Genomic DNA, 25,291 nt, shown 5'->3' on the forward strand with positions numbered 1-25,291 from the left:
GGTTTTACTATGCTCAAGGGGAATTATGTAAATAAAATATCCCACCATTGATGATATCAATTGAAATTTTTGGTTCATATTGTTCTTTTAACGCCTGCTTTTCGAGGTGATACGATTCAGGCTTTTCTTCGTGATCACCGTAAAAATGACTCAGGAGATCCAGATCTTCTTCCCATCTTTTCCTTGCTTCGTCCGCCCATGAAAAGGATTCCTTCTCAATCCCGTTCAGCAGATAACTTTGAATGCGGTTTATTCCGCTCTGCGGTTTAACGATCGGTGTCAACGTAAAGGAGAAGTCGGGAATTTTTGGCGTCAGTCTTCTGGATAGCAGGTGATTGTGAAAGTCTTCCTTAATATGTCCGTTGATTAAATTAAGACCGATGCTTTCAATCCTGTCCTTTTTCAAGTTTGTTACATGAGAAATCTTGATATTCAATCCCAGCCATGGATGGAGCGGAATCTGCTGCCCGTTGAAATTCACTCTCTCTTCATAGAGGCGGATGTACCCTGCAAGATTTCTTGTGGACCGGAATATCTGGTGTAAGCGCGGGGAGCCGAAGTGAATGAGCTCCCCTTTGAAATCTTCCGGTGCTTTTTCCCCATCTGTTACCAGTGAAAGGGTCATCGGGTTTGGGATGCCGCCTGTCTTCTCTAAATAGTGCCAGTAAAATGGGCGGTTCATCAATACTTTATCAAGATCGATCGTCAATTGGACGGTCATATAGCCTTCCCCGTTTGCAACCAGCTCGCAGCCGTTTGCGGTAAAATAGCGTTCAAGAAATTGATGTATTTCGCGCTGCTGCATTGGCTTTTTCCTCCTTTAATTCTTCTGCAAATTGAATCATACTGGTCAGGTTTTCCATTTTGATCTTGAGCTCTCCCTCTGTTCGCGAGGAGGATAGGATATCTGTGACATGCTCTTCAAAATCTGAAAAATCAAGTCTGGTCAAAATCTCATCGAGCTGGCCGATCACTCTCTCGAACAGGTTGATTTTTTCATACAGCAGTTTCAGGATATGTTCTTCCACCGTATCCCTGGTGGCAAAGTTGTATATATGCACATCCTCGGTCTGGCCGAGACGGTGTACACGTCCAATCCGCTGTTCGAGCCGCATCGGATTCCAGGGCAGGTCGAAATTGATGACATGGTGGCAGAACTGAAGGTTGATTCCCTCCCCGCCCGCTTCTGTCGCAATCAGAACCTGGGCGTGGTTCTGGAACAGCTGGCGCATCCAGTCCTTCTTTCCTCCTTTGAAACCGCCCCTGAACGGTACGGAAGAGATCCCATGCTGCTTCAGGAACCATTGAAGATACAGCTGGGTCGCCCTGTATTCCGTGAAGATAATGACCTTGTCGTTTACCTGCTGGATCAGTTCCAGGGCTTTCTGTGCCTTTGAATTCACGGTCACGTTTTCCACTTTTTTCATGAGTGTGCCAATCGTATTCTCGAATGCGGCAGTCGGATTTTCTTTTTTCTCTATCATGTTCTTCAGCGTATAAAAAACGGATTCCCTGCTGCTGCACGCTTCCCTCTGCAGCGTGAGGAGTGAAAAAGAACTGGCCGCGGTCCAGTCTTCCTGGTTCCCTTTCAATAAGTTGATGCTGTTGTATAGATCCCGTTCCGGCTGGTTGAAATCAATGAGTATCGTTTTGACATGACGCTTCGTCCATTCAATTCCTGTATCACTCCTCCTGTTCCGGATCATGACTTTATTAATGAGCTGATTCAAGGTGTCATCATCCTGTACAGTCCGGTCTCCTTTTTTGTAACGGTCGGTGAATCCGGATTCATTCCCCAGGTGCCCGGGTTTTAACAGTGAAACAAGATGGAAGATTTCTTCTACTTTATTTTGAATCGGCGTGGCTGTTAGAAGTAAGCAGAACTTCTTCTTGAGATTCTGGACAAATTCATAGTTTTTGGTTTTATGATTTTTCAGTTTGTGAGCTTCATCAATGATGACGAGATCATAATCCTGTTCATATACTTTCTCACGATGAGGACTACGTTTGGCGGTATCCATGGATGAAACGACGATATCGCACTGATCCCATACATAGCTCTTACGCTGTGCGACTGCCGGGATGAAGAACTTGCTGTTCAGTTCATAAGCCCATTGGGACACCAGTGAAGCGGGGACGAGTATCAGCACCTTTTTTACAAGTCCGCGAATCATATATTCTTTTAATATCAGACCTGCTTCTATTGTTTTTCCAAGGCCGACCTCATCTGCGAGGATGGCTTTCCCGTTCATTGTTTCAACTACCTGTCTGGCAGCTTCCAGCTGGTGGGGCAGGGGAGTCACATTAGCCAAATGTTTTGGTGCCTGAAGCCCTTCAAAGTTCGGAATTGCCAGATGCTGCTCACATTCTATTGCAAGCTTGTAAAGTTCCCAGCTCCCCCAGGGGCCGTCATTATTTATTAACGTATCGAGACCATCGCCCCACTCCTCATTAAATACAACGTCAACATTCATGTGAAAAACATCTCCTTATTTGATCGAAAAATGATTGCCCGGAACTTATGTTTAATGGTAGGATGAAAGTAGATTACCTAATGTTTTGAAAACTATAATAATCCGAACATTCACATCAATAACATTTCTACTGTATATACTTCTAGTATGACCAAATGTTGCAAGGAATATTGGCGAATGATAGCAAGGGGAGAGACTGTACCATACAGCGCCGAAGGAGCAAACATCAATGTGTGAATCTCTCAGGCAAAAAGACTCTTGCTGGACGCAGCTCTGGAGAGTGTTTCCATTTGGAAGCCACCAAAGGGGAAAGCCGTTTTACCGGTAAACTTTCAGGTGAAAGGACAGAGAAACTCTTTTGAAAAAGGGGTTTTTCTGTCCTTTTTTCATGCGCGGATATTTGGCAGCAGGAAGCGGACAGAAGGAAAAGTTTGATGATATTAAGGGGGAAGTCTAATGGCAGATTTGAAAAAAACACCTCTATATGACGTGTATAAAGAGTATGGAGGAAAGACGATCGACTTCGGAGGCTGGGCATTACCGGTTCAATTCTCAAGTATCAAAGCAGAACACGAAGCGGTCAGGACCCGTGCAGGGCTCTTTGATGTATCACATATGGGAGAAATTGAAGTGAAGGGCGAAGGGGCTCTCGAATACTTACAGAAAATGATGACCAATGATGTATCCAAGCTCAAAGGCGGCGGCGCTCAATATACTGCCATGTGCTATGAAGACGGCGGCACCGTTGATGACCTTCTGATCTATAAAATTAAAGATTATGACTATTTATTGGTGGTAAACGCAGCAAACATCGATAAGGATTTTGAATGGCTGAAACAGCATCAAACAGACGGAGTCGAAATCAATAATATCTCCGAGCATATGGCTCAGCTCGCTTTGCAGGGGCCGCTTGCTGAAGGTGTGCTGCAAAGATTGACAAATGAGCATTCTTTGAGCGGCATCGGGTTCTTTAAATTCCAGTCCGACGTGAGCATCAATGGCCGCCATGCCCTTGTCTCCCGCACAGGATACACAGGGGAAGACGGTTTTGAAATCTATTGTGATGCAGAGGATGCGGCGGCAATCTGGAAAGATATTTTAAAAGAAGGCGAGAAGGACGGGGTGCTTCCATGCGGACTCGGGGCACGCGATACCCTGCGTTTCGAAGCGAATCTTGCCCTTTATGGACAGGAGCTTTCAAAAGACATCTCCCCTATCGAAGCGGGGATCGGCTTTGCAGTAAAGGTGAACAAAGAGATTCCTTTCAACGGCCAGGACGCTCTGCAAAAACAGAAAGTTGAAGGGGCATCAAGAAAGATTGTCGGCATTGAAATGATCGAACGGGGCATCCCGCGTCACGGCTACAAAGTATTTTCTGGCGAGGAAGAAATCGGCGAAGTGACAACAGGAACACAGTCTCCTACGTTAAAGAAAAATGTCGGCCTTGCGCTGCTGAAAAAAGAGTTCACTTCCATTGATACAGAAATCCAGGTTGAAATCAGAGGTAAGAAAGTTAACGCAAAAGTGGTTCCTACACCATTTTATAAGAGAACTAAATAACAGGGAGGAATGACGGTCATGAAGCATCGTTATTTACCGATGACAGAGCAAGATCAACGGGAAATGTTAGACAGCATTGGAGTAAACAGCATCGACGAATTATTTGAGGATATCCCTGAGAAGGTCCGCTTCAAAGGTGAGTACAACATCAAGCCTGCCAAGTCAGAAACCGGCCTTGTGAAAGAATTGACTAAAATGGCGGCGAAAAATGCAGATTTGAAAAGTCATGCCTCCTTCCTTGGAGCGGGTGTTTATGATCACTATGCGCCGATCATCGTCGATCATGTATTATCACGATCTGAGTTCTACACGGCTTATACACCGTATCAGCCTGAAATCTCACAAGGTGAACTGCAGGCGATTTTTGAATTTCAAACAATGATCTGTGAACTGACGGGAATGGATGTAGCGAATTCTTCCATGTACGACGGGGGGACGGCACTTGCCGAGGCAGCCATGTTAAGTGCAGGGCAGACCCGCCGCAAAAAAGTACTTGTTTCAAGTACGGTTCATCCTGAGTCTCGGGATGTATTAAGAACATATGCAAAGGGCCAATATATCGACGTTGTGGAGATTCCTCATAATAATGGCGTCACGGATACTGAGGAATTGAAAAAGCTGATGAGCAGTGACATAGCAGCTGTCATCGTTCAATATCCTAACTTCTTCGGAAGGGTGGAAGACCTGAAGGTGATTGAAGAGGCAACCCACGGCGAGAAAGCGATGTTTGTCGTATCTTCCAACCCTCTATCCCTTGGTGCCCTGACACCGCCTGGGAAACTCGGAGCGGACATCGTTGTCGGGGATGCCCAGCCGTTCGGGATTCCGAGTGCGTTTGGCGGGCCTCACTGCGGGTATTTTGCAGTAAGTAAAAAATTGATGCGTAAAGTTCCCGGCCGTCTGGTGGGGCAAACGGTCGATGAAGAAGGCCGGAGAGGCTTTGTATTGACCCTTCAGGCGCGTGAACAGCATATCCGCCGCGATAAAGCGACTTCTAATATCTGTTCAAACCAGGCTTTGAATGCTCTGGCAGCTTCCGTTGCAATGACGGCACTCGGCAAACAGGGTGTAAAAGAGATGGCCCTTCAGAATATCCAAAAAGCTCATTATGCGAAAGAAGCAATCAAGAAAAAAGGTTTTGAGATTGCATTCGAAGGTCCTTCATTTAATGAATTTGTCGTGAAAGTGAATGCCCCAGTCAAAGAAATCAACAAAAAGCTCCTTGAGAAAGAAATCATCGGCGGATATGATCTCGGGCAAGTCGATGAAGAGTTGAAGAATCACATGCTGGTTGCCGTGACCGAACTTCGCAGCAAAGAAGAAATTGATGCATTCGCACAGGAATTGGGGGATTGTCATGAATAACAAACAGGATCAGCCTCTTATCTTTGAATTATCGAAAGAAGGCCGTGTCGGCTACAGCCTGCCTGAACTGGATGTACCGGAAGTGGATGTTTCCGAATTGATTTCTTCCGATTATATCCGGACGGAGGAGCCGCATTTACCGGAAGTGTCGGAACTTGATATCATGCGCCATTACACTGCGCTGTCAAAACGTAACCATGGCGTTGATTCAGGATTCTATCCGCTCGGATCTTGTACGATGAAATACAACCCGAAGGTGAATGAAAATGTTGCGCGTCTTAATGGCTTTGCACATATCAACCCGCTTCAGGAACCGGAAAGTGTCCAGGGAGCCCTTGAATTGATGTATGATCTTCAGGAACATCTGAAAGAAATCACAGGTATGGACGAAGTGACCCTTCAGCCCGCAGCCGGAGCTCACGGTGAGTGGACGGGTCTTATGATGATCCGTGCTTATCATGAAGCGAACGGTGATACGAAGCGTACAAAAGTCATCGTGCCTGATTCCGCTCATGGAACAAACCCTGCAAGTGCTACAGTGGCCGGGTTTGAAACGGTGACAGTGAAATCGGATGAAAATGGCCTTGTGGATCTTGAAGATCTGAAGAGGGTTGTCGGGGAAGACACTGCGGCCCTTATGCTCACAAATCCGAACACGTTGGGATTATTCGAAGAAAACATCCTCGAGATGGCAGCGATCATCCACGAAGCCGGGGGCAAGCTGTATTATGACGGTGCCAACCTGAATGCCGTCCTGTCCAAGGCGAGACCGGGGGATATGGGGTTCGATGTCGTTCACTTGAATCTCCATAAAACCTTTACGGGTCCACATGGAGGCGGAGGTCCGGGAAGCGGCCCGGTCGGTGTGAAAGAAGACTTGATCCGCTACTTGCCTAAACCGGTCCTTGTGAAGAACGGCGATGTGTTCGAATTCGACTACAGTCGTCCGGATTCAATCGGCCGCGTGAAACCTTATTATGGGAACTTCGGCATCAACGTACGTGCCTATACGTATATCCGCACGATGGGACCTGACGGGTTGAAGGCGGTAACCGAGAATGCGGTCCTGAATGCAAACTATATGATGCGAAGATTGGCTACTCATTTTGATCTTCCATATGACCGTCACTGCAAGCATGAATTCGTCATCAGCGGAAAGCGTCAGAAAAAACTCGGCGTGAGGACACTAGATATCGCGAAAAGGCTGCTTGACTTCGGTTATCATCCGCCGACGATCTACTTCCCGCTGAATGTAGAGGAATGCATGATGATCGAACCGACAGAAACAGAGTCTAAAGAAACACTGGATTCATTCATCGATGCCATGATCCAGATCGCAAAAGAAGCAGAGGAAACGCCTGAAATCGTACAGGAAGCACCACATACAACAGTAGTCAAAAGAATGGACGAAACCCTTGCAGCAAGAAAGCCGATCCTTCGTTATACTCCTGAAGCGTAAGACAGGATTACGGAGAGGTATTTATAACAAAGAAAGGATTGCCGGTTTCGGCAATCCTTTTCTTTTTGTCCATCTCCGGCGGCTAGGAGCCTCCGGTTTTCTCATGGTCCATCTGCGGCGGCCAGGAGCTCGAGGTCATAAGCCAAGACCCCAAAAAAGGCAAAAAACGCCTTTCCGGGGGTCTCGTCATATGCTTGTCGTCTCTGAACGAGCCGCCTCTGCTTTTCGATGGTCCAGCTGCGGCGGCTAGGAGCTCGAGGTCATAAGCTAAACTTCCCAAAAAGGCAAAAGGCGCCTTTCCGGAAAGTTTAGCTTATGCTTGTCGCTCCTGAACGAGCCGCCTCCGCTTTTCTTATTTCTTATGCTTGACTTTACCTGTCCATTTTTTAAAGCCGCCCTGCAGGTGGTGAAGATCACGGTAGCCTTTGCGGTGAAGCATCTGTGCTGCACGCGCACTTCTCATTCCGCTCTGGCAGTATAGATAAACTGGCTGATCATTGCGGATTTCTTTTTGTCTCATTTTCATTTGTGAAAGCGGGATATTGCGGGCACCAAGAATATGACCGTTGTTATATTCGTTGTTTTCGCGCACATCAATCAGTTGAGCCTTTCTGTAACCGGATTTGAACTCTTCCTCTGATAATGTGTTGACCACTCTTTTTTGATTGAAGTACGTAAACAGCGAATACGCGATGATCGCTCCAAGTACGACTAATAGTATAAATAAACCATCCATCTTGCTTTCATGCTCCTTTCTTCAAATGCACTAACTACTATTATATTCATCATTGTCCGGAGAATCAAAAGAAATTTACTATTGAAAGCAAAGACTTACCAATCTGTTTTCCTTTGTTTTTGGAAGATGATTTGGTAGACTAGTAACGGATTGAATACATAGGGAAAGAACAATGACCTGATTACCGGTCAGATGTGAAAGAATCAAGCCAAAGTAAAAGAGGTATGTCGAATGTCAAAAGAAACATGGAGATTCATCGATTCAGGCAATTGTTCGCCTTCCTTCAATATGGCGCTCGATGAGGCGCTCCTTGATTGGCATAGCGAAGGGAAGATTCCTCCGACGATCCGTTTTTATGGATGGGATCCTGCGACACTTTCTGTTGGATATTTCCAGAAGGTCGAAAAGGAAATCAACATGGATGCCGTGAAGGAACATGGACTGGGTTTTGTAAGGCGGCCGACCGGGGGACGGGGAGTCCTGCATGATAAGGAGCTCACTTACAGTGTCATCGTGTCCGAGGAGCACCCTGAAATGCCGAAGACTGTCACTGAAGCATACAGGGTCATTTCAGAAGGTATATTAAAAGGATTCCAGGCACTTGGACTTGAAGCCTACTTTGCCGTTCCGAAGACGCCTGAAGAAAGGGAGGGGTTGAAAAATCCCCGTTCTGCAGTCTGCTTCGATGCGCCAAGCTGGTATGAACTTGTCGTGGAAGGCCGGAAGGTGGCAGGCAGCGCACAGACCCGCCAGAAAGGGGTCATCCTGCAGCACGGCTCCATCCTTCTTGATCTTGATGAAGACAAACTGTTCAGTCTGTTTAAGTATCCTTCCGACCGGGTAAAAGAGCGTATGCAGAGGGCTTTTAAAAATAAAGCAGTCGCCATGAACGAAATTTCATCTGAAAGAATCACGATGGATATGGCAAAAGAAGCTTTCAAAAAAGGCTTTGAAGAGGGACTGGATATCAATCTTGAGCCATATGTGCTTTCTGAAGAAGAAACACAATATGTTGAAAATTTGGCAAAAACCCGATATGAATCCGATGAGTGGAATTTCAAACGGTGAAAATCTTTTATAGAAAAAAGCGATTTGTGTCGCTTTTTTCCTATTTTACCAACTATTTCTGAAGATAAAAGTTTAGCAACTCTCAAATTAATAGATTACCGCGTAATTTAGGAATAATATCTATGGGATTCTGCGTTTTTCTATTATTTCCTGCTTTTTAGAAGTTTGACAAAAAAATAATTTTCTGCCCGCAACACAATATATGGTGTGTCGAAAAATATATTATACACCATATATTGTGTTTATTTATTGATTTTAAAATAAGCATGTGATAACGTATTAAGTGCAAATAGAAAACAAGCTAAAACAAAATAAAAGAAACATTTATGGTAGAAGGAGCTGTCTATATTGACTGTTGCGTCGAAAAACACGATGAAATTGAACAAGGAAAGACTGAATCAGGATATCGGATTGTTTCCTCAAGTGCATCCTGTCACCCCGGATATGAAAACCACACACAAAGGTGTATCCCGCTTGGTAATGATTGACCGCTATTCTTTCAAAGATACTGAAAAGATCACTCTCTCGGAAGGCGATTTTGTCGTACTGACAATCAAAGAAGACCCGAAATTCCCGGCAAGGGGCCTTGGCTATATTACAGCCGTTGACTGGGAAAACAAAAAAGCGGATGTCTGGATCGAAGAGGAATACAGAAGCGCAATCGATAAACAGCATGAAATCGAAACAGGCGTAGTGACACGCACTCTCGATGTCATTGAAAAACCACTCGAAGTCTACTATGAACAAATTGCAAAGCGTAACGCAACAGGTTTGGCAGAAGTAGAAAAAACTCCTGATAAGAAACAGGAGTGGTTTGAAAAGTTCTATCATGAACTTGTAAATCTGCATTTCGTACCGGCTGGACGTGTCCTGTACGGGGCTGGTGCAGAGACCGACGTAACCTATTTCAACTGTTATGTGATGCCGTTCGTGCAGGATTCACGCGAAGGGATCTCAGAGCATCGCAAGCAGGTCATGGAAATCATGAGCCGCGGAGGCGGGGTCGGAACGAACGGATCGACTTTAAGGCCGCGAAACACGCTGGCAAAAGGAGTCAATGGTAAATCCTCGGGATCTGTATCCTGGCTGGATGATATCGCGAAACTGACCCACTTGGTCGAGCAGGGCGGATCAAGACGCGGGGCTCAAATGATCATGCTATCAGATTGGCACCCTGACATCATCGAATTCATCATTTCTAAAATGCAGAATCCGCGTATCCTGCGCTATCTGCTTGAAAATACAGAAGATGAGAATATTAAGAAGGCTGCAGAAGATAAATTGAAATTCACTCCCCTTACAGAGCAGGAAGAGGCGATGTATCAGGGAATCATCAACTACAAACAGATTCCGGGCTATGGAGGCTTCAATGAGAAGATCATCAAGAATGCCGAGGAAAAGCTCCGGACAGGCGGTACATACAGTGTACACAACCCGGAATTCCTGACAGGCGCCAACATCTCTGTCTGCCTGACAAGTGATTTCATGGATGCGGTCGATAAAGACGAAGAATATGACCTGCGATTCCCTGATGTAGAGAGCTATGATGGCGATCAAATGAAGTACTATAACGAAAATTGGCATGAAGTCGGGGATGTCCGCGAATGGGAAAAGCTTGGATACAAGCTGAGGACATACAAAAAAATCAAGGCCAAAGAACTTTGGAACCTGATCAATGTATGTGCAACATACTCTGCAGAACCGGGAATCTTCTTTATCGATAATGCAAACGATATGACCAACGCCAAAGCATACGGTCAGAAGGTTGTCGCAACAAATCCATGTGGAGAACAACCCCTCGCACCATTTTCAGTCTGCAACCTCGCAGCCGTCAATTTGGCCCGATTCGCAGACAAGGATACTAAGAAAGTGGATTTTGAAAAATTGAAGCAAACCGTTGAAGTCGGCGTGCGCATGCAGGATAACGTCATCGATGCAACGCCTTACTTCCTTGAAGAAAATAAGGAGCAGGCACTCGGTGAACGCCGTGTCGGCCTTGGTGTCATGGGTCTTGCCGACCTTCTCATATACTGTGAAAAAGAATATGGATCAGAAGAAGGAAACAAACTTGTTGATGAAGTATTTGAGGTCATCGCGACGACTGCTTACAGAGCGTCGGTGGAACTTTCTAAAGAGAAAGGAAGCTTCCCGTTCCTGACAGGTGAAACGGAAGAAGAGACCAAAAGGCTGAGAAACGCATTCATCAATACAGGCTTCATGAAAAAGATGCCTGAGGATGTACGGGAAAATATCATTGCGCACGGTATCCGAAACTCACATTTATTGACGGTTGCCCCTACGGGTTCGACCGGAACGATGGTTGGGGTATCGACGGGACTTGAGCCGTACTTCTCCTTCACGTATTACAGAAGCGGACGCCTTGGTAAATTCATTGAAGTGAAAGCGGATATCGTGCAAGATTATTTGAAACGCAACCCTGAAGCCGATGTAAATGACCTCCCGGATTGGTTCATTTCTTCCATGAATCTTGCCCCGGAAGCGCATGCCGATGTTCAGTGCGTCATTCAGAATTGGATCGACAGCTCCATTTCCAAAACGGTTAATGCCCCAAGAGGATATACAGTTGAAGAAGTACAGAAAGTGTATGAAAGACTGTACAAAGGCGGTGCAAAAGGCGGTACAGTATACGTTGACGGAAGCCGTGACTCGCAGGTACTAACGTTGAAAGCGGAAGAAAACAGCTTTGACGAAGAAGAAGTACAAGAAGAAGTGAAAACGGAAAACAAGCCGATTGTGCTGCTGGATACCATCCAGGATGTGCGCTCGACGGACGTGACGATCGGTTCTGAAGTCGGAAATACATGTCCGGTATGCAGGAAAGGTACCGTCAAGGACATGGGCGGCTGCAACACCTGTACCAATTGCGGCGCACAACTGAAATGCGGCCTGTAAGAATATAATATAAAGGGGCTGGGACAAAAGAGTCTTAGCTTAAGTAAAACCCGAACTAATTCGCCTTCTAAATGGCAAATCAGCTTCGGGTTTTTTGTATGGAAGCACCCTATGACTTCAGCTCTTTCTTACGATTGATTGGATTGCAAGACGAAGAAAGAGTAGCTTATGTGAGACTTGTCTAGCTGCGGGGCTTAGAGGCACATGTCATAAGTCAACTCGCCCAAGAAGGCAAAGAGCACCTTCGTGGGCGATTCGCCTTATGCCAACCGCTCTTACCAAAGCCCCTCCGCTTTTCTTCCCACAGGCTTGCCGAGGAGCCTCACGGGCCCGCGGAAAGCGAAGTCTTGCACGTAAATCATAAGCGGTTTATAAAGACTACTCTAAATTATTCGTCTATAGACAGTGGTTTTGTCTCATGTTTTACCCATCTCTCTTTAATTGCACTTAGAACCAATCCCCTGCAGCATTAAAAGGTTCTAAATGGCGCATTCCTCACCTAAAGATATAATATATACAGCTTTGAAGGAGGGGCGCCTATGGAAATAGATGGGGTTTTTTCCGGCGGAGGGGTTAAAGGGCTCGCCTTGATAGGTGCCTGCCAGGCAATCGAAGAGAGAGGGCTGCAGCTAAAGAGAGTGGCTGGTACCAGTGCTGGTGCGATCATTGCCGCTTTTATAGCAGCAGGATATAAGAGCACAGAGATGAAAAATATAATGGAAGAGATGGATATTAAGAAATTATTGGATTCGAATGCACTCATTTCCTTGCCTTTCATCAAGTGGTTCAGGATCTATTACCGGCTCGGATTATATAAGGGAGCCGCTCTTGAAGACTGGATTGAACAGAAGCTTAAGGCAAGAGGAGTGTATACATTCGCAGATCTGCCGGAAAAATCGCTCAGGGTCATCGCTTCTGATTTATCCAATGGGCGGCTGCTGGTATTGCCTGATGACCTTGAGAAATACGGGATTGCCCCGCAGACTTTCCCAGTTGCGAGAGCAGTCAGGATGAGCGCGAGTCTGCCGTACTTTTTTGAACCTGTAAAGCTGCGGTCTCTTGAAGGCACCAGTTTACTGGTGGACGGGGGTGTTCTCAGTAATTTTCCAATGTGGCTGTTTGACAGGGAGAATATAAAAAAGCCCCGCCCTGTCATAGGTGTGAAACTGAGTCATAACTACCTTCAGCGCCCAAAGAAAAAAATCAATAATGCCATCGAACTGTACGGTGCTCTTTTCCACACGATGAAAGATGCACATGATTCACGGTATATTTCAAGGAAGCATGAAAAGAATATCATATTCATCCCGACAGATGGTGTGCAGACGACGGAATTTGAATTATCAAATGAAGGAAAAACTGAATTATTTGAAGCGGGTAAGTATCAAGGGGAGCTTTTCCTGAAGCAATGGACCTTTTAAAAAAACAATCGGGCATCGATTTAGAAAGATGCCCGATTGTTTTTTTTATTCTTTTTTCCTTCAATGACCGTTAAGTTCGCACTGGATTTTTTTCGATGGGAACGTTTTTTAGACAGCTGAGAAACAGTCGGTCTATGGGACTTAGCGGTAGTCGATTTTTTCTTTAATCGCTTTTTCGATTGTTTGGCTGCTTTAAGAAACGCTCTTTGTTCAGTGCTGCCTGCGCCGCGTCTCTTACTGAACCATCTTCGGTAAATAAAGTAAATGATTCCGATGACGGCTGCAGTGACCAGGATGTTTCGGAGAAGTCCCAGGGGATTTTCGATCAGCCATGAGCCCAAACCTAAAATCGCTAAAAATAATAAGGTGAATACCAGGATATTGCGAGCGTTCAACAAAGCCACCTCCTTATGATTCAATCGTTCTTAATCCTTTATATTAGTATTTTAGACAATGTTTATTCATTTTAATCGTCAATTTGGGTAGATTTTCATGTGAGGGTTTTTAGTGTAATAGTATACATATTCACGTAATCACCGCTTACTAAACCTTAGAAAGTTCGACCTTTTTCCGTGAGATGAGAAATGATCCTTATCATTTATTTTACTAAAAATTCTCAAAAAGAGCCAGACTGTGAAATCGAAAAAGATGAAATCAGATTGAAAGGAATTATATGCAAATGTTTGTAGGAATGGGACATACTATGAGCGGAGGTGTTCTGGATGTCCGAACAAAAAAACGTTGCTGCAAAAGTGAAAGGTGATCAAACTAATCCCGCATTGGAACAAAATCAAAGTGAAAAGCCGATGTCGTTCTTAGGAATGGTCATTTTGACCGGGTTTATCGGCGGGCTAATATGGAGTTCAATGGCATATCTCTGTTATTATTTTTCCTTTACCAAGCTCGAACCTAATATTATCTTTGAACCCTGGGCGGCTGGTGATTGGAGGGAACGATGGATAGGGATCATACTGTCCATAGTGGCCTACGGGATCATTTCCATAGGTGTCGCGCTCGTCTATTATGGTGTCCTCAGGAAGTTTAAGTCGATGTGGGTGGGAGCCGGTTATGGGATTGTGCTCTTTTTTACCGTATTCCTGCTTTTGAAACCTCTATTCCCAAGTATAAAGTCGTTTACTGCAATCGATTATCATACATTGATCACGTCTCTTTGTATCTATATCCTTTACGGGGTCTTTATCGGATATTCGATTTCATATGAGGAGAATGAGCTGAGACATGAGGAACAAAAGGAAAAGTCAGGGGAGATGGCTCGTTAACGTCTTATATTATCAGATAATTTAGTAGGTAGATGGAATAGGTTTATGTTAGAATGTTCATGTTGAACATTCTTTTTTTTAGGGGTTATCTATGAAAAAAATCTTATTATTAAACGGACCTAACCTAAACCGGTTAGGAAAGAGGGAACCCGAAATCTATGGTCACACCACACTTCAGGAACTGGAAACGAAACTGAAGGAAAAAGCAGAGGAAAAAGGCTGGCAGTTACTTTCCGCTCAATCGAACCATGAAGGGGAAATGATTGATTATATTCATGAAGCTGAGGATGAAGGGATTGCCGGTATCATTTTGAATCCGGGTGCCTTTACGCATTATTCATATGCTTTGAGAGATGGTGTGGCTTCTGTTTCGATACCTGTCATTGAAGTCCACATTTCAAATATCCATCAGCGTGAAAGTTTCAGACATCATTCCGTCATTGCAGCTGAAACAATAGGGCAGATCGTCGGACTGGGACTGCATGGGTATGAACTGGCCTTGGAGGCAATTATTCAATACATAAAAGGGAGAGTGCAAGGGGATGAAAATTGATCGATTACGCAATACATTTTCTGAAAGCGGTATAGACGGGATGCTGATTACGAGTCCATACAACCGTCGTTATATGACGAACTTCACGGGATCTTCAGGTGTTGTATTATTATCCCATGATAAGGCTTTGTTTATCACGGATTTCCGATATACCGAGCAGGCGGCAGAACAGGCTGCTGATTATGAAATTGTCCAGCACACCGGCCCTATTCAGGAAGAAGTTGCAAAACAAGCAGGAAAATTGGGTATTAAAAAACTCGGTTTTGAAAAAAATTATATGACATACAGTGCGTTTCAGAGTTATCAGAAGGTACTCGAAGCAGAACTCGTCCCTGTAGCTGATACGATTGAAAAGTTACGCTTGATTAAGACACCTGAAGAGCTTAAGATAATTAAGGATGCGGCTGACATAGCGGATGCGGCATTCAAACACATATTGGATTTTATCAAACCGGGCGTTACAGAACTGGAAGTGTCTAATGAATTGGAATTTTTCATGAGGAAAGCGGGAGCCGCTTCTTCATCTTTTGATATCATAGTGGCATCAGGGAACCGCTCCGCACTGCCTCATGGAGTGGCAAGTGATAAAGTCATTGAAAAAGGTGATTTTGTTACATTGGATTATGGTGCATACTATAAAGGATATTGTTCTGACATGACGCGGACCCTGGCAGTAGGTGAACCGAGTGAAAAACTGAAGGAGATTTATGATGTCGTCCTTCAATCCCAGCTTCTGGCCATGGAAAAAATCAAGCCGGGCATGACAGGGAAAGAAGCAGATGCGATTGCACGCGATTACATAACGGAAAAAGGATACGGTGAGTGCTTCGGGCATTCCCTTGGGCATGGAATCGGTCTTGAGGTTCATGAGGGACCTGGACTGTCTTCACGTTCAGAAACCGTACTCGAGCCTGGTATGATCGTAACAGTGGAACCGGGAGTGTATGTTCCCGGGGTCGGCGGTGTCCGCATCGAAGATGATACACTGATCACTGAGGATTCCAATGAGACATTGACACATTCAACTAAAGATCTAATCATTCTACCATTTTAGTCCTTGCTTAAAAGGCCTGAATGACAATAGGAGGAACAAACATGATTTCAGTAAATGATTTTCGTACAGGGTTGACCATCGAAGTGGATAACGGAATTTGGAGAGTTATGGATTTCCAACATGTTAAACCGGGAAAAGGAGCGGCATTCGTACGCTCAAAACTTCGCAACCTGCGTACAGGTGCCGTGCAGGAAAAGACTTTCCGTGCAGGTGAAAAAGTGGCAAAAGCACAAATCGACAACCGCAGGATGCAGTATTTGTATGCCAATGGCGATATGCACGTGTTCATGGATAATGAAAGCTACGAGCAAATCGAATTACCGGCAGCTTCCATTGAATATGAATTGAAATTCCTGAAAGAAAACATGGAAGTTCAAATCATGATGTATGAAGGTGAGACACTGGGGGTCGAGCTTCCGAATACAGTTGTACTGACAGTAACGGAAACAGAACCTGGAATTAAAGGAGATACAGCTTCCGGCGGATCTAAACCTGCTACAGTCGAAACAGGATTAGTCGTAAACGTACCGTTCTTCGTAAACGAAGGGGATACACTCGTCGTCAATACAACTGACGGCACATACGTTTCCCGCGGCTGATGTAATATGTGATACCAAACCAAAAGCCTGAACAGATCAAACTCTGTTCAGGCTTTTTTCTGTTTTTTGATCATTAATACTTTAGTGCAGCGATGACCGTGCCTTTTAATTCCAAGTCATAATTTAGTCTTTTGTTTTGAAAAAAGCAAGGTGTGCAGCCATGCTTTTTCTGTAGTTTAGTGGTTAATATTGGTAAGTGATGGAATTAACCGCAGAATTGAAAGGATAATTGGGAAAATTCGAAGAATAAGGGTGGAAATTAAAAGATTTTCATTTCAATTCCAATTAACCTGCTCCTATCCCCTATTTCACTCTATACGGGTCCTTTGAAAAAGCACCGATCCGCAAATTTAACTAATCTACCCCTGCAAATAGCTTCAATCCACCAATTTAAACTAAACCTGACTCTTCTCAATACACTTCACAATCGCTATTCCATCAAGGAGCAGTCATATTCTTACTTTCAAAGAATACATTGTATTATCTGGGGGCTTGTACGCCGGTATGGAAGAAGTCAGCGGAAAAGCCCTGTGGAAAAAGATGAGGAGGTCCTTCCATGCAAGAAGTTCTAGCCCTGCTACCCAGTACAATTTCCGAAAAAATCCTGTCCCTTCCACAAGACGTTCTGGATACAGCCGAAGAAATCAGAGTCCGTACAAACAGAATATTGGAAGTCACGGCAAGGGGTAAACCATGCTTTCTTCCTTACAACGTCACCCCTGAAGACTCTGAACAGCTGATCAATAAACTTTCACAGCATTCGTTTTATACTCTCGAGGAAGAACTCAAGAGAGGTTACATCACAATAGATGGAGGACACCGTGTGGGGCTTGCCGGAAAAGTCATTTTAGAAGGCGGAGCCGTAAAAGGGATTCGTCATCTGTCTTCCTTTAATATTCGGATTGCCAGGCAGAAAATCGGGATCGCAGATCAGCTGCTCCCATTCGTCTATAACTCCGGCTGGAAGCAAACGATGATCATAGGTTCGCCGCAAACAGGGAAAACCACGCTGTTGAGGGATCTTGCGCGCATCATTTCAACAGGTGCACCTGATAAAAACATCCCCCCATATAAAGTGGGGATCGTGGATGAGCGTTCCGAAATAGCGGGTTGTGTGAACGGGGTGCCGCAGCTTTTGTTCGGTCCCAGAGTGGATGTCCTCGATGCATGCCCAAAAGCAGAAGGAATGATGATGCTCATCCGTTCTATGAGTCCGGATGTCCTGATCGTAGATGAAATTGGCCGCGCGGAAGACGGTCTGGCCATACAGGAAGCAGTGAATGCAGGCATCACATTAATGATGACCATCCATGGAGCTTCTTTTGAAGAGGTCAAAAAAAGACCGGTCATCAAGGAAATTATCGAAATGCAGAGTATTGAAAGATTCATCGAGCTTCATAGAGGAACAGAGCCTGGACAAGTATCCAAAGTGTTGAATGAGCATGGAGAATCTCTTTTGAATAAAGTGAGTGTGACATAAATGATAAAAGTTATAGGAGCAGTCTTTATTCTTCTCTCTACTTCGTGGGCAGGTTTTGAAGTATCCAAGTATCTGACTGAAAGGCCAAGGCAGCTTAGACTTCTTAAGGTTGCCCTTCAGTCTCTTGAGGCGGAAATTACCTACAGCCATACCCCTCTCCATGAAGCGGCCAGGAAAATATCCAAACAGCTTCAAAAGCCGGTTTCATGGTTTTTCGAAGGTTTCTCAAAAAAATTGACCGCACAAGAAATATCAGTCAAAAAAGCCTGGGAAGACAGCCTGGATGAAGTATGGAAATTGACGGCTTTCAAAACGGGTGAATATGAAATTATGAAGCAGTTCGGGGAAAACCTTGGTAAACATGATTTAATCACTCAGCAGAAACATATCCATCTGGCATTGAAACATTTGGAAAGAGAAGAGACCGAAGCGGTGGATAGACAGAGGAAATATGAAAAAATGACAAAAAGCCTGGGATTTTTATCAGGACTTCTTCTGATCATCCTTTTGCTTTAATTATGACCGCAGGCGACAGGCCGGGATGCAGCCCACAATGTGCGAAAAAGAAAACCAGGAGGGGAAATTATGGGAATCGATGTCGATATCATATTTAAAATAGCAGGGGTGGGAATTGTCGTCGCCTTCTTGCACACCATCTTAGACCAAGTGGGAAAAAAAGAATACGCACAATGGGTCACGCTTTTTGGGTTTATCTATATTCTGTTTATGGTTGCTTCCATCGTGGATGACTTATTCCAGAAAATAAAATCGGTCTTTCTATTTCAAGGGTAAAGGGGGAGTCTCCGATTGAGATCATTCAAATCGTCGGTATCGCACTTGTATCCACCTTTCTTGCACTGATTGTAAAAGAACAAAAGCCTAACTTTGCGTTTTTACTCATCGTATTCGTCGGCTGTTCTATATTCCTTTTCCTGATCGACCAGATTTATACCATCATCCATATGCTTGAGAAGCTTGCGGCGAATGCCAACGTGAACCTTGTCTATGTTGAAACGATCCTGAAAATCATCGGCATCGCTTACATAGCTGAATTTGCTTCCCATATTACAAAAGATGCAGGCCAGGGCGCGATCGCTGCCAAGGTGGAACTCGCAGGCAAGATATTGATCCTGGCCATGGCAGTACCGATCCTGACAGTGATCATAGAAACGATCATCAACATGATTCCGACTGGATGATTGAAGATGAAAGAGGTGGAAAAAATTGCAGCAATACTATCGAATACTCGTCATCGCATTGTTTTTATTCATCCTGGGTCCTTACGCCGTACACGCTGAAGGCAGCAGTGAAGAGGAGAATCCCGGTTTTCAGGAAGGGGTCGTGACCCAGCAGCTGGATGATCTGGGCATAGACGAACTGAAAAGCTTTTGGACAAGCATCGTGGATCAATATGGCGGATATCTCCCTGAGAGTCAAAAAGGGAGCCTGATGGACTTCATTAAGGGGGAGAAGGAATTTTCATTAAAAGCCTGGTTCAGCGGGGTTCTGAAGTTTGCGTTCCAAGAGCTGGTGATGAATGGAAAGCTGTTGGGGACCTTGATTCTGCTAACGATCTTAAGCATGTTCCTCCAATCGCTTCAAAACGCCTTTGAAGGCGGGAATGTAAGTAAAGTCGCATACGGTATCATCTTCATGGTGCTGATCATCATCGCCTTGAACAGCTTTCACGTTGCAATCGATTATACCCAGGAAGCGATATCCACCATGATCAATTTCATCATCGCACTCATCCCTCTGCTGCTGGCGTTGATTGCAGCCTCCGGAGGGGTTGTATCAGCTGCATTCTTTCATCCGGTCATTCTTTTTTTGATGAACACAAGCGGCCTGCTGATACAGAATGTCGTACTGCCGCTCTTATTCCTGTCCGCATTGTTGAGCATTGTCAGCACCCTGTCCCCTCATTATAAAGTGACCCAGCTTGCCCATTTACTGCGTACTTGGAGCATCGGGCTGCTTGGAGTCTTCATGACGGTATTCCTCGGTGTCATCTCTGTGCAGGGTGCGACCGCCGCCGTCACCGATGGCATCACGATCCGCACCGCTAAATTCATTACCGGCAACTTTGTCCCTGTCATCGGAAGGATGTTCACGGATGCCGCCGATACCGTCATAAGCGCCTCTGTTCTCTTGAAGAATACAGTCGGTATCGCGGGAGTGGCCATCGTCCTGATCATCGCTGCGTTCCCTGCCATAAAAATCCTGATGATCGCCTTTATTTATAAACTGGCAGCTGCCCTTCTCCAGCCGCTCGGAGGCGGTCCGGTCATCGATTGTCTCGATACGATCGCCAAAAGTGTCATCTATGTATTTGCAGCGCTTGCCATAGTCTCGTTCATGTTCTTCTTGAGCATTACCGTCATCATTGCAGCCGGAAACATAACCATGATGGTTCGATGAAGGAGGAGCACAGATGTCATTCCTGACTGAATGGATCACCAATATAATCGTATTCGTCTTGTTGGCAACCGTCATTGATATGCTTCTTCCAAGCTCAAGTATGCAGAAATACGTCAAGATCGTAACCGGATTATTATTGATCACGATCATACTCACACCATTACTGAAACTTCTCACCTCCGATGCTGATACCATCATAGAATCGTTCAGGGTTAACGGAGCATATCAAAATAATTCCGTAGAAAATTTAATAGAAATGAAGAAAAAAGAAATACAAGCCTCACAACGTGCATATATTTTAGAACAGGTGGCTGTCCAAATGAAACAAGAAGCAGAAAAGGAGTTGATGGAGAAGAGCGGAAAAGTCATTGAGAAGGTGAATATTGCTGCATCTGATTTGGATAACATCCCAGACAGCATCACGGAAGTGACGGTCTATCTCTCAGAAAAAGAAGAAGAACATGCCATCGAAGCCGTCCGGAATGTGGAGATCGATACGGGAGAAAAGACGAAAGCGGAGAAGACAGTTGAGAATATGTCCCTGGTGACCTCCTTACTAGCAGAAAAGTGGAACCTTTCACCCGAAAAAATAATCATAGCCGAAGGGGGGACTGAAAGCAGCAATGAACTTTAGCAAAGGACCCATAAATCTGATTAAAGAATGGCTGTCAAAAGAAAATGCGCAAACACCTCCGGAAAACAAAAAAGGGAAAAAATTTCAGTACTTTCTGATTGTCCTGCTTCTCGGGGTCGCCTTCATGCTGGTCAGTGATCTGTGGAAGAAAGAACCCAGCATTGCGGTAGACAAGACCGTCCAGGAAGAAGGGGAAGAAAACGTACCTGCATTCGGCAAGAATCACAAGGACGATTCATCGATGCGGAGCTATGAAGACCAATATGAAAACCAGCTGAAAGAGGCACTCGATCAAATCACCGGGGTCAGCGAAGCCCTAGTCGTAGTCAATGTTGAATCCTCTGAACAGAAAGTGTACGAAAAAAATGAAAACAAGCAGTCACAGCATACGAATGAGGAAGACAAAGAGGGCGGGAAACGATCGATAGAAGAAAAATCAAGCGAAGAACAGATGGTCGTGATCCAGGACGGGGAAAAAGAAGTCCCGGTCATCAGTGAAACGAGAAAACCAAAAGTCAGCGGCGTCCTTGTGGTAGCAAAGGGAGCCGATAACATACAAATCAAAAAAATGATATTGGAAGCTGTTACCCGCGTTCTGGATGTCCCGGTTCACAGGGTATCGGTCCAACCTAAAGATTAAGGGGGAAATAATAGATGTTATTAAAAAAACAAACTGTATGGCTTTTAACGATGTTGAGTCTTGTGATCGTCCTATCCGTTTATTATATCACTTCACCTACCCAGCAGGTGACGGACATGGCTGCGGAACAGAATGAAAGCGGCAAAAAAGCGGCAGACGGAGTGAATAAAGAAACGTCTGCGAATGGTGATGTGGAAGTCATCACAGACTCTGCCGGCAACGAAATGTTCGAAGCGATGAGAATGGAAGTTGAAGATCAGCGTGCCCAGCTCCGTGAAGAGCTTGAAGCGAAGGTCGGCGATCCTGAATTATCAGCTGAAGAGAAGAGTGCAGCCTATGAACAAATGGAAAATCTCCGCGAACTGGCCATGACTGAATCAGTACTGGAAACAACCATCAAGACGATCGGCTACGACGACGCGCTTGTCAGAGCGAATGGAGACAGCATCCGCATCACCGTCAAAACAGATAAAGAACATACAAAGGCAAATGCCAACGAAATCATCCGCCTCGTCATGAGCGAAGTAGGGAACGTAAAACCTGTGGCAGTGGAATTCCAGCCAACAAATTAATAACCAAAAAGGACGATCCTGATGAATGGATCGTCCTTTTTTTCTGCCGCCAGGCACCTTTTGACAAAATAATGCCCCTATTATTTTATTTTTTTGAAAAAAAGAGATAAAATAACAGGGGAGCATGTATGCGCTTTATAGAATAGCTCGAAACACATATTGAATTTATACGAGGTATTATCGTATGATATTAGTAGCTAGTCATAATCTTTTAAACTATAAGAGGGGTGTCCAAAGTGTTAAAAATTCAAGAAATCCGTGAAATAATAAAGCTTGTCGATAATTCCAGCGTGGACGAGTTTTCATATGAGCATGAAGGTTCAAAAATCGAACTGAAGAAAAACACCGGTTCTGTACAAGGAGCCGGGATCGTCCAGGCAGAAGTGAGTCAGCCTGCTCAGCAGGCGGTACAGCAAGCACCTGCCCCTGTTCAAACAGAAGCGGCGCCTGCGCCTGCAGAAGAGAAGAAGTCAGAAGCAGCAAATGCGGATGATGCAAACCTACATAAAATCACGTCTCCAATGGTAGGGACGTTCTATGCATCTTCTTCACCTGAAGCCGATGCATATGTGAAAGCAGGATCAAAAGTGGATGACAGCTCTGTTGTCTGCATCGTTGAAGCGATGAAGCTGTTCAACGAGATTGAAGCCGAAGTAAAAGGTGAAATTGTTGAAATCTTAGTGAAAGACGGTCAACTAGTTGAATATGGACAGCCGTTATTCTTAGTCAAACCTGAATAAGGAGCGATAAACTTTATGATAAACAAGGTATTGGTTGCCAATAGAGGAGAAATAGCGGTAAGGATCATACGTGCCTGCCGTGAATTGAATATAGAGAGTGTGGCTGTTTATTCCGAAGCGGATAAAGAAGCCTTGCACGTACAGCTTGCCGATGAAGCATACTGCATTGGACCGACTGCTTCAAAGGACAGCTACCTGAATTTTACGAATATAATTTCAGTGGCGAAACTGACTGGTTGTGAGGGGATCCATCCTGGATACGGCTTCCTTGCAGAGAACTCAGATTTTGCAGAGCTGTGCCGCGAGTGCAATATTACATTCATCGGGCCTTCGCCTGAAGCCATTTCAAAAATGGGGACAAAAGACGTTGCACGCGAAACGATGCGGGAAGCGGGGGTTCCGATCGTACCTGGTTCAAAAGGGATTGTGAAAGATGCGGATGAAGCCGTAAGACTGGCTGACTCAATGGGATACCCTGTTATCATCAAAGCCACTGCAGGAGGCGGCGGTAAGGGGATCCGTGTTGCGAAGACAGAGGAAGAGCTTGTGAAGGGTGTTAATATCACCCAGCAGGAAGCCATGACGGCTTTTGGAAATCCGGGTGTCTATATTGAAAAATTCATCGAAGATTTCAGGCACGTGGAAATCCAGGTGCTTGCCGATAACTTCGGTAACGTGATCCACCTTGGAGAACGTGACTGTACGATACAGCGCCGTCTTCAAAAACTGATCGAAGAAACACCTTCACCTGCGTTGAATAAAGAAATCCGTGCCCAAATGGGGGAGGCCGCAGTAAAAGCGGCAAAAGCGGTTGATTATACAGGGGCAGGCACGGTAGAATTTATATATGACTACAACAATCAGTCATATTATTTCATGGAGATGAATACCCGCATCCAGGTGGAACATCCTGTCACTGAACAGGTTACCGGGGTTGATCTGATCAAGGAACAGATCAAAGTGGCTTCGGGTGAAAGGCTTTCCCTAACACAGGACGAAGTCACATTCAACGGATGGGCGATGGAGTGCCGGATCAATGCAGAAAATCCAGAAAAGAATTTCATGCCCTCAGCAGGAAGGATAGAAATGTATCTTCCTCCCGGCGGACTTGGCGTAAGAGTGGATTCTGCTGCATATCCTGGTTATATGATCCCTCCTTACTATGATAGTATGATTGCGAAGGTCATCACTTATGGAGCGACTCGTGAAGAAGCAATTGCCCGTATGAGACGTGCTCTTAGTGAATTTGTTGTAGAAGGGGTGCATACGACCATCCCGTTCCATTTGAAGTTATTAGAACATGAAACTTTTGTAGGTGGGGAATTCAATACAAAGTTCTTGGAAAAATATGAAGTAATGAAATCCTAGTGTGAATTCAGGAGGTGCCTGACATGGCGGAAAATCAAAACCTTTTACAAATGTCTCAAGGTAAAGACGGACTTGGGAAGATAGAAATCGCACCTGAAGTAATCGAAGTCATTGCCGGAATCGCGGCTTCCGAGGTTGAAGGCGTATCACAGATGCGCGGAAGCTTCGCTACAGGTGTAGTCGAGCGTCTTGGTAAGAAGAACCACGGCAAAGGTGTAAAGGTGGAGCTTGCTGAAGAAGGGATCATCATCGATGTATATTGCATCATGAAGTTCGGCGTCTCCATCCCGACTGTTGCCCAAAAGATACAGGATAATATTCGCCAAGCCCTGTTGAACATGACTGCGCTCGATGCAGATGAAGTGAATGTTCATATTGTCGGAGTCCAGTTTGAAAACCAGACACTTGAAGCTGAAATTGAAGAAGAAATGTAATTTGTTCTCAAGGGGAGAACGGCCTTTTTATGGGCCGTTCTTTTTTGTTTTGAGAAAAACGTGCGTACAGGTATCGGTTTATGCTATTATCAAAGGTATGAAAATTGACAAACGATTAAAGGAGTAATTAGTAGATATGAAGAGAAGAGTTGCCCGTGAGAAAGCTCTACAAGCTTTGTTTCAAATAGATATGAGTGATGTGGAACCCGAGGAAGCCCTGAGGAATGTGGTTGAAGGGCAGGAAGTGGACGCTTTCCTGAAGGATATTGTACTTGGTTATGTAAAGAAAAAGGAGACCGTCGATGGGGAAATCCGGAATAACTTGGAAAAATGGTCATTTGACCGTCTTGCCAAAGTGGATCGAAATATCTTACGCATCGGTACGTATGAATTATTATTTGTTGAAGATGTCCCTAACAAAGTCGTTATAAACGAAGCCGTAGAAATTGCCAAGACTTTCGGCGATGAACAATCGAGTAAATTCGTAAACGGCGTACTTTCCAAGATAAGTAAATCTTAACAA

Annotated in this window: 26 protein-coding genes and 2 riboswitches; of the genes, 22 read left to right on the forward strand and 4 right to left on the reverse strand. The window is 44.8% G+C overall.

The genetic code is table 11. The features are described 5' to 3' along the window. Nucleotides 1-13: 13 nt before the first annotated feature. Nucleotides 14-805 carry a YqhG family protein gene (locus tag BHE18_RS10190; RefSeq protein WP_071618470.1) on the reverse strand — a complete coding sequence of 264 codons (792 nt, stop codon included), beginning with the start codon at nt 803-805 and terminating at the stop codon, nt 14-16. Further along, complete coding sequence (locus tag BHE18_RS10195; RefSeq protein WP_071618471.1) at nt 774-2,474, reverse strand: DEAD/DEAH box helicase; 1,701 nt, start codon at nt 2,472-2,474, stop codon at nt 774-776. Before BHE18_RS10195 ends, BHE18_RS10190 begins: the two co-directional genes overlap by 32 nt. 177 nt (nt 2,475-2,651) lie before the next feature. Beyond that, a riboswitch (glycine riboswitch) is annotated at nt 2,652-2,742 on the forward strand. Between the two features lie 3 nt (nt 2,743-2,745). Next, nucleotides 2,746-2,824, forward strand: a riboswitch (glycine riboswitch). A 106-nt stretch (nt 2,825-2,930) separates the two neighbouring features. Between BHE18_RS10195 and gcvT the strand changes: the two genes are divergently transcribed. Genes gcvT through gcvPB form a run of 3 tightly spaced genes read left to right on the forward strand, consistent with a single transcriptional unit; the run spans nt 2,931 to nt 6,858 of the window. Continuing rightward, nucleotides 2,931-4,034 (forward strand): glycine cleavage system aminomethyltransferase GcvT, encoded by a 1,104-nt coding sequence (gene gcvT / locus BHE18_RS10200; RefSeq protein ID WP_071618472.1) that lies wholly within the window; start codon nt 2,931-2,933, stop codon nt 4,032-4,034. A gap of 18 nt (nt 4,035-4,052) precedes the next feature. After that, nucleotides 4,053-5,399 carry an aminomethyl-transferring glycine dehydrogenase subunit GcvPA gene (gcvPA, locus tag BHE18_RS10205; RefSeq protein ID WP_071618473.1) on the forward strand — a complete coding sequence of 449 codons (1,347 nt, stop codon included), beginning with the start codon at nt 4,053-4,055 and terminating at the stop codon, nt 5,397-5,399. Then, a complete protein-coding gene (gcvPB, locus tag BHE18_RS10210) occupies nt 5,392-6,858 on the forward strand; it encodes an aminomethyl-transferring glycine dehydrogenase subunit GcvPB (RefSeq protein WP_071618474.1) in 1,467 nt (488 codons plus the stop codon). The genes gcvPA and gcvPB overlap by 8 nt, the downstream gene beginning before the upstream one ends. A 352-nt stretch (nt 6,859-7,210) precedes the next feature. On the opposite strand, the gene BHE18_RS10215 is transcribed toward gcvPB, so the two are convergent. Then, complete coding sequence (locus tag BHE18_RS10215; RefSeq protein WP_071618475.1) at nt 7,211-7,594, reverse strand: rhodanese-like domain-containing protein; 384 nt, start codon at nt 7,592-7,594, stop codon at nt 7,211-7,213. Between the two features lie 231 nt (nt 7,595-7,825). Here BHE18_RS10215 and BHE18_RS10220 point away from each other — a divergent pair, with 231 nt between their 5' ends. The 3 genes from BHE18_RS10220 (at nt 7,826) to BHE18_RS10230 (ending at nt 12,996) form a co-directional block, all read left to right on the forward strand. Continuing rightward, nucleotides 7,826-8,662: a lipoate--protein ligase family protein gene (locus BHE18_RS10220; protein WP_071618476.1), complete on the forward strand. Its 837-nt coding sequence runs from the start codon at nt 7,826-7,828 to the stop codon at nt 8,660-8,662. A 348-nt stretch (nt 8,663-9,010) separates the two neighbouring features. Continuing rightward, a complete protein-coding gene (locus BHE18_RS10225) occupies nt 9,011-11,575 on the forward strand; it encodes a vitamin B12-dependent ribonucleotide reductase (protein ID WP_071618477.1) in 2,565 nt (854 codons plus the stop codon). 539 nt (nt 11,576-12,114) lie between these two features. Beyond that, on the forward strand, nt 12,115-12,996 hold the full coding sequence (locus BHE18_RS10230; RefSeq protein WP_071618478.1) for a patatin-like phospholipase family protein: 882 nt from the start codon (nt 12,115-12,117) through the stop codon (nt 12,994-12,996). A 20-nt stretch (nt 12,997-13,016) separates the two neighbouring features. On the opposite strand, the gene BHE18_RS10235 is transcribed toward BHE18_RS10230, so the two are convergent. Next, a complete protein-coding gene (locus tag BHE18_RS10235) occupies nt 13,017-13,400 on the reverse strand; it encodes an SA1362 family protein (protein WP_235860314.1) in 384 nt (127 codons plus the stop codon). A gap of 318 nt (nt 13,401-13,718) precedes the next feature. Here BHE18_RS10235 and BHE18_RS10240 point away from each other — a divergent pair, with 318 nt between their 5' ends. From BHE18_RS10240 to nusB, 16 genes are all read left to right on the forward strand, one after another. After that, nucleotides 13,719-14,276, forward strand: a complete 558-nt coding sequence (locus BHE18_RS10240; RefSeq protein WP_071618480.1) for a YqhR family membrane protein — start codon at nt 13,719-13,721, stop codon at nt 14,274-14,276. A gap of 91 nt (nt 14,277-14,367) precedes the next feature. Then, nucleotides 14,368-14,829, forward strand: coding sequence for a type II 3-dehydroquinate dehydratase (aroQ, locus tag BHE18_RS10245; RefSeq protein WP_071618481.1), 462 nt, complete (start codon nt 14,368-14,370; stop codon nt 14,827-14,829). Continuing rightward, complete coding sequence (locus tag BHE18_RS10250; protein ID WP_071618482.1) at nt 14,819-15,883, forward strand: M24 family metallopeptidase; 1,065 nt, start codon at nt 14,819-14,821, stop codon at nt 15,881-15,883. The genes aroQ and BHE18_RS10250 overlap by 11 nt, the downstream gene beginning before the upstream one ends. 41 nt (nt 15,884-15,924) lie before the next feature. Continuing rightward, on the forward strand, nt 15,925-16,482 hold the full coding sequence (gene efp, locus BHE18_RS10255) for an elongation factor P (protein WP_071618483.1): 558 nt from the start codon (nt 15,925-15,927) through the stop codon (nt 16,480-16,482). A 556-nt stretch (nt 16,483-17,038) separates the two neighbouring features. Further along, nucleotides 17,039-17,962 carry a stage III sporulation protein AA gene (gene spoIIIAA / locus BHE18_RS10260; protein ID WP_071618484.1) on the forward strand — a complete coding sequence of 308 codons (924 nt, stop codon included), beginning with the start codon at nt 17,039-17,041 and terminating at the stop codon, nt 17,960-17,962. Continuing rightward, nucleotides 17,963-18,478 carry a stage III sporulation protein SpoIIIAB gene (spoIIIAB, locus tag BHE18_RS10265; protein ID WP_071618485.1) on the forward strand — a complete coding sequence of 172 codons (516 nt, stop codon included), beginning with the start codon at nt 17,963-17,965 and terminating at the stop codon, nt 18,476-18,478. It begins immediately after the preceding gene. Between the two features lie 69 nt (nt 18,479-18,547). Beyond that, entirely contained in the window at nt 18,548-18,754 is a 207-nt protein-coding gene (gene spoIIIAC, locus BHE18_RS10270; RefSeq protein WP_006838772.1) for a stage III sporulation protein AC, read from the forward strand. A gap of 14 nt (nt 18,755-18,768) precedes the next feature. Beyond that, on the forward strand, nt 18,769-19,161 hold the full coding sequence (spoIIIAD, locus tag BHE18_RS10275; RefSeq protein WP_098151200.1) for a stage III sporulation protein AD: 393 nt from the start codon (nt 18,769-18,771) through the stop codon (nt 19,159-19,161). Nucleotides 19,162-19,186: 25 nt separating this feature from the next. After that, the gene (gene spoIIIAE / locus BHE18_RS10280; RefSeq protein WP_071618487.1) at nt 19,187-20,380 is read left to right on the forward strand and encodes a stage III sporulation protein AE; all 1,194 of its coding nucleotides are present in this window, start codon (nt 19,187-19,189) and stop codon (nt 20,378-20,380) included. A 13-nt stretch (nt 20,381-20,393) separates the two neighbouring features. Then, nucleotides 20,394-21,014: a stage III sporulation protein AF gene (gene spoIIIAF, locus BHE18_RS10285; RefSeq protein ID WP_071618488.1), complete on the forward strand. Its 621-nt coding sequence runs from the start codon at nt 20,394-20,396 to the stop codon at nt 21,012-21,014. Then, nucleotides 21,004-21,654: a stage III sporulation protein AG gene (gene spoIIIAG / locus BHE18_RS10290; protein WP_071618489.1), complete on the forward strand. Its 651-nt coding sequence runs from the start codon at nt 21,004-21,006 to the stop codon at nt 21,652-21,654. Before spoIIIAF ends, spoIIIAG begins: the two co-directional genes overlap by 11 nt. Nucleotides 21,655-21,668: 14 nt before the next feature. Beyond that, nucleotides 21,669-22,226 (forward strand): SpoIIIAH-like family protein, encoded by a 558-nt coding sequence (locus tag BHE18_RS10295; RefSeq protein WP_071618490.1) that lies wholly within the window; start codon nt 21,669-21,671, stop codon nt 22,224-22,226. A gap of 236 nt (nt 22,227-22,462) precedes the next feature. After that, nucleotides 22,463-22,966, forward strand: coding sequence for an acetyl-CoA carboxylase biotin carboxyl carrier protein (accB, locus tag BHE18_RS10300; protein WP_071618491.1), 504 nt, complete (start codon nt 22,463-22,465; stop codon nt 22,964-22,966). A gap of 15 nt (nt 22,967-22,981) precedes the next feature. After that, on the forward strand, nt 22,982-24,334 hold the full coding sequence (accC, locus tag BHE18_RS10305) for an acetyl-CoA carboxylase biotin carboxylase subunit (protein WP_071618492.1): 1,353 nt from the start codon (nt 22,982-22,984) through the stop codon (nt 24,332-24,334). Nucleotides 24,335-24,357: 23 nt separating this feature from the next. Next, the gene (locus tag BHE18_RS10310) at nt 24,358-24,768 is read left to right on the forward strand and encodes an Asp23/Gls24 family envelope stress response protein (RefSeq protein ID WP_071618493.1); all 411 of its coding nucleotides are present in this window, start codon (nt 24,358-24,360) and stop codon (nt 24,766-24,768) included. A 136-nt stretch (nt 24,769-24,904) separates the two neighbouring features. After that, nucleotides 24,905-25,288 carry a transcription antitermination factor NusB gene (gene nusB / locus BHE18_RS10315; protein ID WP_071618494.1) on the forward strand — a complete coding sequence of 128 codons (384 nt, stop codon included), beginning with the start codon at nt 24,905-24,907 and terminating at the stop codon, nt 25,286-25,288. Nucleotides 25,289-25,291: the final 3 nt, after the last annotated feature.

This window comes from Rossellomorea aquimaris, from assembly GCF_001877785.1.
GTDB classification, from domain to species: Bacteria; Bacillota; Bacilli; order Bacillales; family Bacillaceae_B; genus Rossellomorea; species Rossellomorea aquimaris_A.